Annotated in this window: 11 protein-coding genes; 2 read left to right on the top strand and 9 right to left on the bottom strand. The window is 56.1% G+C overall.

Annotated features, from left to right (window positions below; genetic code table 11):
* Nucleotides 1-13: 13 nt before the first annotated feature.
* The gene (locus tag LA5095_RS01910; protein ID WP_055112638.1) at nucleotides 14-778 is read right to left on the bottom strand and encodes an amino acid ABC transporter ATP-binding protein; all 765 of its coding nucleotides are present in this window, start codon (nucleotides 776-778) and stop codon (nucleotides 14-16) included.
* A gap of 56 nt (nucleotides 779-834) precedes the next feature.
* Entirely contained in the window at nucleotides 835-1,803 is a 969-nt protein-coding gene (locus LA5095_RS01905) for a Rossmann-fold NAD(P)-binding domain-containing protein (RefSeq protein WP_055111442.1), read from the bottom strand.
* A 143-nt stretch (nucleotides 1,804-1,946) separates the two neighbouring features.
* On the opposite strand from LA5095_RS01905, the gene LA5095_RS01900 reads away from it, so the two are divergent.
* Together LA5095_RS01900 and LA5095_RS01895 are read left to right on the top strand one after the other, a co-directional pair.
* Nucleotides 1,947-2,936: a threonine ammonia-lyase gene (locus tag LA5095_RS01900; protein ID WP_055111440.1), complete on the top strand. Its 990-nt coding sequence runs from the start codon at nucleotides 1,947-1,949 to the stop codon at nucleotides 2,934-2,936.
* Between the two features lie 435 nt (nucleotides 2,937-3,371).
* The gene (locus tag LA5095_RS01895) at nucleotides 3,372-5,024 is read left to right on the top strand and encodes a vWA domain-containing protein (protein WP_082442728.1); all 1,653 of its coding nucleotides are present in this window, start codon (nucleotides 3,372-3,374) and stop codon (nucleotides 5,022-5,024) included.
* A gap of 89 nt (nucleotides 5,025-5,113) precedes the next feature.
* Here the strand turns inward: LA5095_RS01895 and phoB are convergent, their stop codons facing one another.
* The 7 genes from phoB to LA5095_RS01860 form a co-directional block, all read right to left on the bottom strand.
* A complete protein-coding gene (phoB, locus tag LA5095_RS01890; RefSeq protein WP_029063894.1) occupies nucleotides 5,114-5,812 on the bottom strand; it encodes a phosphate regulon transcriptional regulator PhoB in 699 nt (232 codons plus the stop codon).
* A gap of 69 nt (nucleotides 5,813-5,881) precedes the next feature.
* Complete coding sequence (gene phoU / locus LA5095_RS01885; protein WP_055111436.1) at nucleotides 5,882-6,580, bottom strand: phosphate signaling complex protein PhoU; 699 nt, start codon at nucleotides 6,578-6,580, stop codon at nucleotides 5,882-5,884.
* A 31-nt stretch (nucleotides 6,581-6,611) separates the two neighbouring features.
* A complete protein-coding gene (pstB, locus tag LA5095_RS01880; protein WP_055111434.1) occupies nucleotides 6,612-7,409 on the bottom strand; it encodes a phosphate ABC transporter ATP-binding protein PstB in 798 nt (265 codons plus the stop codon).
* 11 nt (nucleotides 7,410-7,420) lie between these two features.
* Complete coding sequence (gene pstA, locus LA5095_RS01875) at nucleotides 7,421-8,770, bottom strand: phosphate ABC transporter permease PstA (RefSeq protein ID WP_055111432.1); 1,350 nt, start codon at nucleotides 8,768-8,770, stop codon at nucleotides 7,421-7,423.
* Complete coding sequence (pstC, locus tag LA5095_RS01870; RefSeq protein WP_055111430.1) at nucleotides 8,770-10,242, bottom strand: phosphate ABC transporter permease subunit PstC; 1,473 nt, start codon at nucleotides 10,240-10,242, stop codon at nucleotides 8,770-8,772. Before pstC ends, pstA begins: the two co-directional genes overlap by 1 nt.
* An 86-nt stretch (nucleotides 10,243-10,328) precedes the next feature.
* Entirely contained in the window at nucleotides 10,329-11,366 is a 1,038-nt protein-coding gene (locus tag LA5095_RS01865; protein ID WP_055111428.1) for a substrate-binding domain-containing protein, read from the bottom strand.
* A gap of 422 nt (nucleotides 11,367-11,788) precedes the next feature.
* Entirely contained in the window at nucleotides 11,789-12,970 is a 1,182-nt protein-coding gene (locus LA5095_RS01860; RefSeq protein ID WP_208992520.1) for an ATP-binding protein, read from the bottom strand.
* Between the last annotated feature and the right edge of the window lie 92 nt (nucleotides 12,971-13,062).

Below are 13,062 nucleotides of genomic sequence, written 5' to 3'. Positions count from 1 at the left end.
CTCCTCCTCCTAGTCACATTACGGACGCCAGAAACTGAGCGGCGCGCTCGGTTCTTGGTGCGTCAAAAAGCTCTTCAGGCGTCCCGCTTTCCGCAACCCTCCCCTGATCGAGGAAAATCACCCGGTCGGAAACATTGCGGGCAAAACCCATTTCGTGTGTCACCATCAGCATCGTGTTGCCTGCGGCGGCCAGTTCCTCGATGACCTTCAAAACTTCTCCAACCAGTTCCGGATCAAGAGCGGATGTCGGTTCGTCGAACAGCAGCGCGCGTGGCTCCATCGCCAGCGCACGCGCGATCGCTGCACGCTGTTGCTGGCCGCCGGACAACTGATGCGGATAAAAGTGCATTCGTTCACCGAGGCCGACACGCACCAACAGGTCGTGTGCACGCTCATTCGCTTCGGCGCGGGGCTTACCCAGCACATGGATCGGAGCGATCGCCACATTGTCGCGGACACTCATGTGCCGCCACAGATTGAAACTCTGAAACACCATCGGCAAGGCCGTTCGCAGAGCCCGCACTTCCTTCGTTACCTTCAGACCGTGGGCATTGCTGGAATATGCGACAGGCCTGCCGTCCAGGGATATCGCCCCCCCATCAGGCACCTCCAGCAAATTCAGGCATCGGAGGAACGTGCTCTTGCCCGAACCCGAGGAGCCAATAATCGTGATCACCTGACCCTCATCGGCCGCAAGCGAGATGTCGTGGAGAACGCGCAGCGAACCGAATGATTTGCTAAGGTTTTGAACCGACAAACGCGTTGTTGCAGCTGACATTTCGTAGTTATCCGTATCGTTTTGATGCACGAGGGCCAGACCCGAAAAAAACCTGTTCAATGGTTTTGCAGTTCCGCCTGTTTCAGCTTGCGCCACACGGACCTTGCGATGGCAGCATCCTGAACAGCGACCCCGGTGAGATCGACTATCGTGATATCTTCCTCCGCCCGGTCGAGCCCGCCCTCAAGCAGCACTTCGCCAAGAAGGGTCAACCGGCTCCTGGAAATGTCGCCGGTCTTCAATGCGTTGGCGGTTTCGCCGTGCTCGGTGCATTGATCCAGGGAATCGACAACCACGTGTGATGCTTTTGAAAACAGCGCCGGTTCCAGCTCCTGCTTGCCGGGTGAATCCGCACCCATCGCCACGATATGCGTACCCGGCCTGACAGCAGGGGACTTGACGATCGCTTCGCGGGATGCGGTCGTCGTGACAATCACCTCAGAAATCGCGCAGAGCGCCTCAACGGTATCCGCTTGCGAAACGCTGACATCACTCATCTCCGCCTTCAGGTCTTCGACCACGGCAGAGACCTTGTCCGGCGAACGCCCCCAGACGACAACCCGGCTGAATCCCAATTGCCTGCAGATCAGCATCGCCTGCAAACGTGACTGAATGCCAGTGCCGATAACTCCAAGCGTTGTCGACCCTCGCCGGGCCCCGACACGGACCGCAATGACACCCGCCAGAGCCGTGCGCAGGTCCGTGAGCGCGCCCTCGTCCAGAAGGATCGCCAGCGGCATTCCCGTTGCTGCGGAGACAACCGCCATGAAGCCATTGCTGGAAGACAGACCCAGTTCCTGATTTCCGTAAAATCCGGTTGCCAGCTTGACGGTGAAAACCTCGTCATCCCCCAGATGCGCGCATTTTATATGGCACTCGCCATCAGCCTTGGGAAAGGCGAGATGGGTTACCGGCGCGACCTGGGCCTCCCCTCGCGCAAAGGTTCTGAAAGCTTCTTCGATTTCCGCAAGCGCGGCGCATTCGTCGATCTGCGCCAGAATTTCCTGCTTGTTTACCAGCCGCATCTGTCTCTCTCTGCCAGAACGCCACGAGCCGACGCCCCGGATTTGGCTGGCTCGTATCGAATTTCTAGACAAATTGTCTAATTTAGATTATTTTGTCAATACTCAATCTGCAATGGTTTCAGAGACAGGAGAAACGGGAAAACATGGTGGAGCTGGAAGACATCCATGCCGCACAGAACCGCATTGCGGACTTTGTTCGGCCGACGCCCTTGCGCAAGTCGCATGGACTGTCGAGGGATTTGAACGCCCCGATCTGGCTCAAGATGGAAACGATGCACGATACGGGCGCATTCAAACTGCGCGGTGCGGCAAACAGATTGCTCACGCTGGATGGCCAACAGAAATCGCGCGGTGTCATCACCGTTTCGAGCGGCAATCACGGTCGGGCCGTCGCCTATATGTCCAGGCTATTGAACATCCGCGCTGTTGTTTGCGTCACCAACATCGTTCCACCGGAAAAAGTAAAGGGACTTCACGACTTCGGAGCCGAGGTGATCGTGTTCGGCGAGAACCAAGATGAAGCGGATGCTGAAGCGCGTCGCATTGCGGATCGGGACAATCTCGTCTTCATCTCTCCGTTCGACGATCCGCATGTGATAGCTGGCCAGGGAACGATCGGCCTGGAACTGCTGGCAGACCGGCCTGATCTTGAAATCGTCTTCATTCAGCTCAGCGGCGGCGGCTTGATGTCCGGTGTGGCCAAAGCACTCAAAAGCCTGAAACCGGAAATCAGAATTGTCGGTGTTTCCCTGGAACACGGTGCGGCGATGATGGAAAGCATCAAGGCGGGCCGGATTGTCGAAGTCGATGAAAAACCGTCGATAGCCGATGCTCTTCCCGGCCCGATTCCGACCGATAATCAATACACATTTTCCATGTGCCGCGAACTCGTTGACGAATTTGTACAAGTCCGGGAACGAGAGATCGTGGACGCAATGAGATACGCGCTTACGCATGAGAAGTGCCTGATTGAAGGTGGAGCCGCGGCCGGGATCGCGGCCCTTCGCAAGTGCGTCGACACGCTCGATGGCAGAACGGCAGCAACGCTGTTGACCGGTAACAACATCAGCCTGGACCGGGCCCTCAAGGCCATGGACCTCGACCCGGAGTCAGAGCCTGAGCCTGCCTGCTGACGACATCAATTTTCCCAGACGGGGACCGCGCTCCAGCGTGAGTACAATCGTCGCGCCGGAACCGATTGCGTCAGCTTGGTATCATGCCGACCGATACCAACGCCAATGCACTCGGACGGCCTTTCAGTGCACGCCAACTATTCTTGCTTCGACACAGCAAGTGAATATGCGCTCCACCCGGTCGGTCAAGAGCAGATCCATCAGATTTAAAAGCCTGCCAAACAGTCGCTCTTTTTTGTTTGTTTACCTTACTTAGCGATACCTTCAAGATATTCCCGTAGATATACGGAATTGTGACCAATATTACAGATAAACTTCCGTTCTCTTCTAACCTGAGGCCGATCGAGAGAAAGTTCAAGTAACTATTTCGCAACTCTCTCTCTAAATGACTGGTTGATAGACCTTCCAGCCAACTACGAATTTTAGAGGAATCGGATGAAAAGCCTTAAGATACTTACAGCATCTACTGCTCTCGCATTCGGCTTGACCACTGGTACGCAAGTCCTGGCTGATCCGTCTTCCATGTTTATCCTTGACGCTTCCGGGTCTATGTGGGGACGTCTTGATGACGGCCGCCCCAAGATATCCGTCGCGCGGGAAGTCTTGAGCAGCGTTACTTCGAAGCTTCCGGTTTCGGTAAATGCAGGACTGATTGCCTACGGGCACAGACGCAAGGGAGACTGCTCCGACATCGAGCTGGTTCATCCCATTTCCGCCGCGGGAGGGGCGGCGATCGGCGGCAAGCTCAATTCTTTGTCTCCGCGCGGAAAGACCCCGATTACCGAAGCCTTGCGCCTTGCCGCAGAAAAGCTGACGGGACAGGAAGACGACAGGACCATTGTTCTGGTCAGCGACGGAATTGAAACCTGCGAGGGCGATCCGTGCGCGCTCGCTGAAGCATTGCAAAAATCCGATGCCGGCCTCAAGATCCATGTTGTCGGATATGGTGTGGACGTAGACGCACAGAAGCAGTTGCAATGCGTGGCGGAAAAGGGCGGCGGCGCCTACTTCCCGGCCAACGACACATCAGGTCTTGTCGAGGCTCTTTCACAAGTTACGGAAAGCATCGCCACACAGGAGACCATCGTTGTTGAGGCACCGGAAGTCACCGAGGCAGCCGACACAATTCAGTTGCAGATTGCAGGTCCCGGCACGATCCAGCTGAAGCTCGCCGACTGGGTGAAAATGCCGAAGTACTGGAAGATAACGAACCCGGAAACAGCCGACGAGATTGCAAAGGTCACAGAAGACAGCGTCTCGGCGATGCCCGGTGCCTATCAGCTGGTCTGGAGACATCTTGAACACGGTGCCCAGGAAGTGACACTTCCCGAGGTGGTCTCGGTGTCATCCGGACAGACGACTGAGGTAGCAATCGATACCGGCCTTCAGCTCGTGCCACCCACCGGTGAGGACAAGCCCTATTACTGGCAATTGCTCACCAATGACAGCGATCTTGAGAACAGTTTCCGCAAACGGGAACCTGCTGCCTGGTACTGGGTCTGGGACGCTGTTCCGGTTCCTCCTGGCGACTACACTCTGATCGTGCGCCAAAGTGAGCATGACCATGCGGAAGTCAATCTGGGTCGGATTTCGCTGGACAAGGGTAAGCTCACTCAGATTGCGCTTGACCAGGGGCTGAACCTTAGCTGGAACGCGGACTGGGACCAGATTTATTATCTCAAAGTCACGGATGCGGCCGGCAACGAAACCAAGTTCGACGGACAGGGCCCGATTTTTCTGGCTCCGGGCACTTATGATCTGGCGCTCAGGTTGACCGAGCACAATCACAGCGAAGCCGATTTCGGAACAATAACCGTATCCGAAAAAGGCTTTGTCGACGCCAAACTGACTTCCGGAATCAAATTCGACACCCAGATCCCGGGTGAAATCAAGGTGACAGCCAAGAACCTGGATACGGGCAAGGAAGCCAGCATCAGCTGGAGCGGTTCATCCAGCAACCGCTGGCCACCGATGCCCCTGGGAGCCGGACGCTACCAGATCGACATGCAGATCAAGGGCTCGGCACCAATGACGATCGTCCCTGAGGTATCCATCAAACCCGGTCAGTTCATCACGGCGAAGATGTGAGACATCGAACCGGTCTTAAAAAAAGCCCGCCATTCGGCGGGCTTTTTCATTATTGGAGCTTTGCCAGAAGGGGCCTGTCCTGGAACGGATCAGCCGGCGACCGAGAACTGGTCATTGAACGCGTAACCGGCACCGCGGACCGTGCGGATCGGATCCTTGGCCTTGCCCTTGTTGAGCGCCTTGCGCAGGCGCCCGACATGAACATCGACCGTGCGTTCATCAACATAGACGTCATGACCCCAGACACCGTCGAGAAGTTGTTCCCGGGAGAAAACGCGGCCGGGCGATGTCATGAGAAACTCCAGAAGCCTGAATTCGGTCGGTCCCAGATGGACTTCCCTGGTATTCCGGCGCACACGGTGAGTTTCGCGGTCCAGTTCAATGTCCCCGGACCGGAGCATGGTCGAAACGACTTCCGGACTCGCTCGGCGCAGAATGGCCCTGACACGCGCCATCAATTCCGGGACGGAGAAAGGTTTAACGACATAGTCGTCTGCGCCCGTGGACAGACCCCGGATCCGTTCAGCCTCCTCGCCGCGTGCTGTCAGCATGATAACCGGGAGGCGCTCGGTGTCTTCGCGGGCGCGCAAGCGCCGGCAAAGTTCGATCCCCGACAATCCCGGCAGCATCCAGTCAAGCAGCAGAAGATCCGGCTGGCTTTCACGCAGGCGGATTTCCGCTTCGTCCCCGCGAATGCAGGACTCCACCTGATATCCCTCTGCTTCCAAATTGTATCTCAAAAGAAGGCTGAGCGGTTCCTCGTCTTCAACGATAAGCACCTTCGGCATTCATTCTCGCTCCGATATTGTCGGCCGGCAAAAGGACGCCGGCCGGGTATTTCCCGCTAATTCCGACGGCTAAACGGCACCGGTTGTTTCATCGAGTTTTGCGCGGTCTTCAGGAAGGCGGTCACCCGTGACCATGTAGTAGACGTTCTCGGCGATATTGGTTGCATGGTCGCCAATGCGCTCGATGTTCTTGGCGCAGAAAAGCAGGTGCACGCACTGGGTGATGACCCGCGGATCTTCCATCATGTAGGTGAGCAACTCGCGGAACAGGGAGGTATAGATGGCATCGACTTCCGCATCCGCTTCCTGTACCCGCCGGGCTGCCTCGGCGTCGCGGCGCGTATAGGCATCGAGGACCTGTTTCAACTGCCCCAGTGCGAGCTCGGTCATGTGCTCGACACCAATGGCAAGTTTTTTTGATTTCAGATTGCTGTCGATGGCAATGGCGCGCTTTGCGACGTTCTTGGCAAGGTCGCCGACACGTTCCAGATCGTTCGCGATACGGCTGGCAGCGGTGATTTCACGTAGGTCCTGCCCCATGGGCTGGCGAAGTGCGATCATCTCGATGAGTTTCATCTCGACCTCCTGATGAAGGGCATCGAGACGTTCGTCGTTCTCAATCGTCGATTTCGCCAGCTCGTGATCCTGTGTGACGAGTGCGGACACCGCGTCGGCAAACGCGCGCTCCGCCAGGCCACCCATCTCGGCGACTTTTCCGGCCATTGCCGTCAGTTCTTCGTCATATGCCGAGACTGTATGTTCAGACATCCTGTGTCCCCTTCAGATTTCGGTAATTCGATTAGCCGAAGCGGCCGGTGATATAGTCCTGCGTACGCTTGTCTTTCGGATTGGTGAAGATGTCCTGCGTTGAACCTTCCTCGACCAGAATTCCAAGGTGGAAAAATGCCGTACGCTGCGAAACACGGGCCGCCTGCTGCATGGAATGTGTCACGATAACGATGGTGAAATTCTCGCGCAATTCGTCGATCAGTTCTTCGACTTTAGCCGTTGCGATCGGGTCAAGTGCCGAACACGGCTCGTCCATCAGGATCACTTCCGGACTGACGGCAATCGCTCGCGCAATACACAGACGCTGCTGCTGACCTCCGGACATCCCGGTACCGGGCTCATCCAGACGGTTCTTCACCTCTTCCCAAAGACCGGCTTTTTGAAGACTGGAGGAGACAATATCGTCGAGCTCCGCCTTGTTCCGGGCAAGACCGTGGATCCGTGGGCCATAAGCGATGTTGTCGTAGATGGATTTCGGGAAAGGGTTTGGCTTCTGGAAAACCATTCCGACCTTGGCGCGCAACTGCACGGGGTCGACTTTCGGATCATAAATGTCTTCGCCGTCAATCCTGATCGAGCCTTCTACGCGGCATATGTCAATCGTGTCGTTCATCCGGTTGATCGTGCGCAGGAATGTCGACTTGCCGCAGCCGGACGGGCCGATAAAGGCGGTTACCGACCGCGGCTGAATTTCAATGTCCACGTCTTTGATGGCATGGGTATCGCCATAATAGACCTGTACCTTGTTAGCGGAAATCTTGGTCTCGGTCATGTCTGTCGCCTGTTCAATGTTCGGCATCTCATTCATCGGATCAATCCTTACCAGCGGCGCTCAAACCTGCGGCGCAGGATTATCGCGATAATGTTCATCGTGAGGAGGAACACCAAAAGGACGATAATTCCGCCCCAGGCTTTTTCGTAGAACGCAAAGTCCGCACGGGCCGCCCATGTGTAGATCTGTGCAGGCATCGCGGAGTTCGGCTCGGTAAAGCCGGCAATGAAGCCATCCGGGTAGCCACGTGCGACAAAGCCTACCATACCGATTAGCAGCAGCGGTGCTGTTTCGCCAAGTGCCTGTGCCAGCCCGATGATGGTGCCGGTCAGAATTCCCGGCATCGCCAAGGGCAGCACATGATGGAAAATCGCCTGCATCTTGGATGCGCCGATGCCCAGCGCGGCATCGCGGATGCTCGGTGGAACCGCCTTGAGAGACGCTCTGGTCGAAATAATGATTGTCGGGAGTGTCATGAGCGTCAAGACAAGTCCGCCAACGATCGGAGCCGACTGCGGCAGATGCATGAACTGAATGAAGACCGCCAGACCCAGAATACCGAACACAATGGAAGGAACCGCAGCCAGATTGGAAATGTTCACTTCGATCAGGTCCGTGAACCTGTTCTGCGGAGCGAATTCTTCCAGATAGATGGATGCGGCGACGCCGATCGGCAGGGACAGGAAAAGAACAACAAGCATCATGAACAAGGAACCGACAACGGAAGCCCCGATGCCCGCAGCCCCCGGATTATCCACGCCGGAATCAGCCCCGGTAATGAAGTTCCAGTTGAACACCGTCTTGATGACACCTGCTTCAACCAGATTGTCCACCAGGTCCAGATCGGTTTTCTGCAGGAACCGGCTGTCAGTCATGTTTTCGCGGGTGACGCGACCGTTCATGTAGCCATCGACCCTTGAAGACGCAGCCAGTTCAAATGCCGCTGGACCACCCAGCTTATCCTGATTGGCAGTGAAAAACGACCTGATCGTGTTGCCGGGCTTGCCGACGATACGCTCAATGGTGGTAGCGTCAAATGGAACACTGACGCCGCTTTCCTGCAGCTGCCCCTGGAGCGCACCGATAAAGATCTGTTCATAGGCCTTGGTCTTGAAGAGCTGGCCTTCGGCTTCGTCAAATTGCTCCTGTGTCAGGCTGAATTCAACCTCAACAATAGTCTTTGTAAAAGCAGGAATGCCTTCACTGATAATCGTGTAGGCCAAAACAAACAGGAAAAAGAGACCGACACCAATCGCTGCCATTCCATAGGTCTTGAACCGCTTTTCGGCTGCATTTCGCTTGCGGGTCAGGTCATCAACTTCGTACAGCGATTTAGACTTGAACGGCAATTTGGCCGGCTTTTCGGCAGCCTCGGGAGAAAGAGTTGTCTCGGTCATCAGTCATACTGCTCCCGGTATTTGCGCACGATGTAGAGCGCGACAATATTAAGACCCAGGGTAACCACGAAGAGGGTCATACCCAGAGCAAAGGCAACCAACGCGACAGGTGATGCAAAGTCGGCGTCGCCTGTCAGCTGACTGACAATCTTGGCCGTCACGGTGGTCATGGCTTCAAAAGGATTGAGGCTTAAGCGCGCCGCCGCCCCGGCTCCCAGAACCACGATCATTGTTTCACCGATGGCACGTGAGGCTGCGAGCAGTATGGCGCCGACAATGCCAGGCAGCGCCGCCGGCAGAATGACATTCTTTACCGTTTCCGACTTGGTTGCGCCGAGCCCGTAGGAGCCATCGCGCATGGCTTGCGGTACAGCGTTGATGATGTCGTCAGAGAGCGAGCTCACAAACGGAATCAGCATGACACCCATGACCAGGCCAGCCGTCATAACCGCCGTACCGGCCTTCATGATGCCTATGCCGTTGTCGCCAAAGACAGATAGAAGAAGTGGTCCCACAGTCAGGAGTGCAAACAGGCCGTAAACGATGGTCGGGATACCTGCAAGGATTTCCAGCAGTGGCTTCGCCACGGCACGTACCTTCGACCCTGCATATTCAGCCAGGTAAATTGCCGCAAACAGGCCAATCGGCACAGCTACGGCCAGCGCCACAAACGAGATATAGAACGTACCCCAGAGAAGCGGAATAATACCCAGTTCGGAAGACCCGCCGCGACCGGAGAAGCTTGGGGACCATGTCAAACCAAAGAAGAAATCAGCGGCCGGGTAAAGCTTGAAGAATTCAACGGTGTTGAACACCAGCGACAGAAGAATACCAATGGTCGTCAGGATTGCAATGGAAGCCGCTGCGATCAGAATAACCCGGACGCCTTTTTCGACGGTATTCCGCGCCCTGAACTGAGCGTTGGTTTCTCTGAGGCCCCAAAGTGCGCCGACAATTGCAACCAGGATTACGGCAATTGTCATATAGAAATTGCCTGCAGCGGCCAGAACCCGATAGCGCTGCGCAGCACGCAAGACGGGCTGCGTGATTTCCGAAGTGACGATCTGGCCGGCTTCCTTTAGACGCACGGTGATATCGTTGAAGTCGGCACGGGCGTTGCGCGCGAATTCTTCCGTCATGGCACCGGCGGCAACAGCATTATCGAGACCACGTGCAGCCCGGCGCACTTCAGCCAGGACGAGTCCGCGGGACGAACCGTCGCTGATCGCACTGTCCGGGATCATCGCCGAAATGTCGCTGTTGACGTAAAACGGCTGCGCAAGCAACCAGACAATCAGGAGCAGAAGGGCGGGCACTGCCGCCTTCATTGCTACGTTCGCCCCGTAATAGGACGGAAGGGAGTGCAGCGCAGAACGCACTCCCCCGGCGCTGGACATGGCCCGCGCCCGCCCCAGAACATACCCCACCACGGCTATGGCGAGTACGATCAAGATGAGCCAGAACAAAGACATTTGCTCCCCCGGAAAGCTTTAAAAAGGTCCAAAAAGGAAAAAGGGGCGGCGGAATATGCCGCCCCGAATATCGAGCAGGAGCTCGATTACTGCATTGTTTCTTCGTTGGAAACGGAAGCCTGAGTGGCTGCCAGCTCCGGATCGGAAACCAGACCGTAAGTGGCAAGCGGGCCGTCTGCACCGGCAATTTCATCAGCGATGAAGAACTGGGCATATTCTTTCAGGCCCGGGATAACGCCGATATGCGCCTTCTTGACGTAGAAGAACAGCGGACGGGAAACCGGATACTCGCCGGAAGCGATGCTCTCGGTTGTCGGTGCGATACCGCCCATGGTGGCAACCTTGAGCTTGTCGGTGTTGTTCTCGTAGAACGCCAGGCCGAAAACGCCGATGCCATTCGGGTTGGAGTCGATGCGAGCGAGAGTTTCAGTGTAGTCGCCGTCGATGTCAGTGGACTTGCCGTCCGCACGAACATCGATACACGCGTCTTCAGCATCGTCTTCGGACATGCCACTGTCGATCATGGCCTGCAGTGCGCCAGTCGCTTCACAACCAACGGCCAGAACCTTCTCTTCGAACACTTCGCGGGTGCCGTGCTTGGTACCCGGAATGAAAGCGGCAATTTCAACTGCCGGAAGGTCGGCATTGAAGTCGGCCCAGGTGTTGTTCGGGTTGTCGACGAGCTTGCCGTCTTTCAGAACTTTCGCGCCGAGAGCATTGAAGATGTCGGCCGGCTGAAATGTCGTGAATGCGGGACCGGACTTCTGAGAAGCGAAAACGATACCGTCATAACCGATGCGGACTTCGATGATGTCTTTGACGCCAGCTTCCGCACATGCCTTGATTTCTTTTTCGCGAATCTTGCGGGAAGCATTTGCGACGTCGATCGTGTTTTCGCCAACACCTTCACAGAAGCGTTTCAGACCAGCGGAAGAACCGCCGGACTCGACAACCGGTGTCGGGAAATCGGTGTTTTCACCGAAAGCTTCAGCAACGATGGAAGCGTATGGCAGAACGGTGGAAGAACCGGCAACCTGAACCTGGTCGCGTGCCTGGGCCGCGCCGACGAATGCAGTGGAAGCAACAGCCAGGGCGGTTGCACTAACGAGGGTCGAAAATTTCACTTGACCGCTCCCTTTGAATGTCAAGGTTTGTAGATGATCGCCGAGCCCTAGAATGCTCGAGCGATGCCGGGAACCTAGGCCCCATGGATGAGAGTTCTATGACAGTTCTTTTTCAGTTTTGTGACAATTTAACTATCTGATAAATATAAATATTTTTTGCATTTGCCTATTTACACAGGAGATTGCGCAGCGCTTGCACCAGAATCGGCGAATGCCCCTTGCGCAGTCTAACTCGCCGATGACCTGACATTCCGGCGTCGCGTGGAAACAAGAATGCACGTGGCACGACAACAAGTGTCGTTCCCGATCTTCGCGCGAAGGACCGGAAGCGCGAGGTTTTTTTAGCTGTCGAGGCTCAAGGTGAGGACGTCAGCCTTCCCCGGCTCAATAGTCACAGGGGCAAACACAGGTTTTGAAACCCGTCAGGCGGATATTTTTTCGGCGGAACCATCCGTGTTTTCAAGGGCCGGGAGTTTTATCCTGAATTCCGCCCCCTCGCCGGGGTTGCTTTCCACTTCCAGACGCGCACGGTGCCTGGTGAGAATGTGCTTTACGATTGCAAGTCCGAGACCAGTCCCCTTCAAGGCCCGGCTCGATTCAACGTCCACGCGATAGAATCGTTCCGTCAGTCTTGGAAGGTGTTCGCGTGGTATTCCCTCTCCGTAATCGCGAACGGAGAGAACCCAGTAGTCCGCGTCCTGATCAACGGATTGCTCGTACACGCGCACATCAACGACTTTGCCGGAGCTGCCGTATTTCAGGGCGTTTTCGATCAGGTTTTCGACCACCTGAATTAGTTCATCCCGATCGCCCTTCAACCTGACCGGAATGTCGGGCACATCGATGCGAATTTCGACCTCCAGGTCCCTTGCCAGCGGTGAGAGCGCGTCAGCCGTGTGACGGATAATCTCGGTGAGATCAACTACCGTAGCAGGGCGAACATGTGCTTTTAGCTCGATGCGGGACAGAGAAAGAATGTCGTCAATCAACCTGCGCATGCGCCCCGCCTGATCCAGCATGATCGACAAAAAGCGTTCCTGGGCTTCGGTATCGTTCCTGGCGGGACCCTGGAGGGTTTCGATAAATCCGGTCAGGGAGGCCAGAGGTGTGCGCAACTCATGGCTCGCATTCGCGACAAAGTCTGTCCGCATCCGCTCCAGACGACGGTTTTCCGTCAGATCCTGGATAACGACAAGAATGAAATCCGGGCGCTCTCGCAAGCGTTCCTGGTTGCCGGATCCAGGCATGTAAATCGGCGCGATATGAGCTTCGTACCAGGATTCCGTCGGTACTTTTTCTATCCAGCTTATGCGTTCTTCTCCGCCTGTACTGCAGACACGATCAAACGCTTCGAGCAAAGAAGGCGCACGCAGGGAAAACGACAACGGGTCTCCCGGCTTTACCCCGTCATAGGTTGCCAGTGCCTGGGCGTTGACGTAACGCGTAATTCCGCGTCCGTCGGCAACGAAACACGGCGTTGGCAGCGCGTCCACCGTCACCTTCATTCCGGTTCCCGGCCACATCCGCCGCAACTCGCGCTGTGATTTCAACTTGACGCGTCGGCTCACGGACCGCCTTGGAACAAAGGCGGCAACCGCAGTCATGAGAAGGACTGCACCTGCTGCAGGCCAGAATGGGACACCAAAAACGACAACGGCGACGACCGCAGAACAGAATGCCGTCAGCAAAATCCATC

Origin of the sequence: Roseibium album, assembly GCF_001404515.1 — a bacterium.
In the GTDB taxonomy this organism is placed as follows: Bacteria; Pseudomonadota; Alphaproteobacteria; order Rhizobiales; family Stappiaceae; genus Roseibium; species Roseibium album.
The sequence above is the reverse complement of the archived record's forward strand: the minus strand, read 5'-3'. Positions and strand labels throughout refer to the sequence as shown.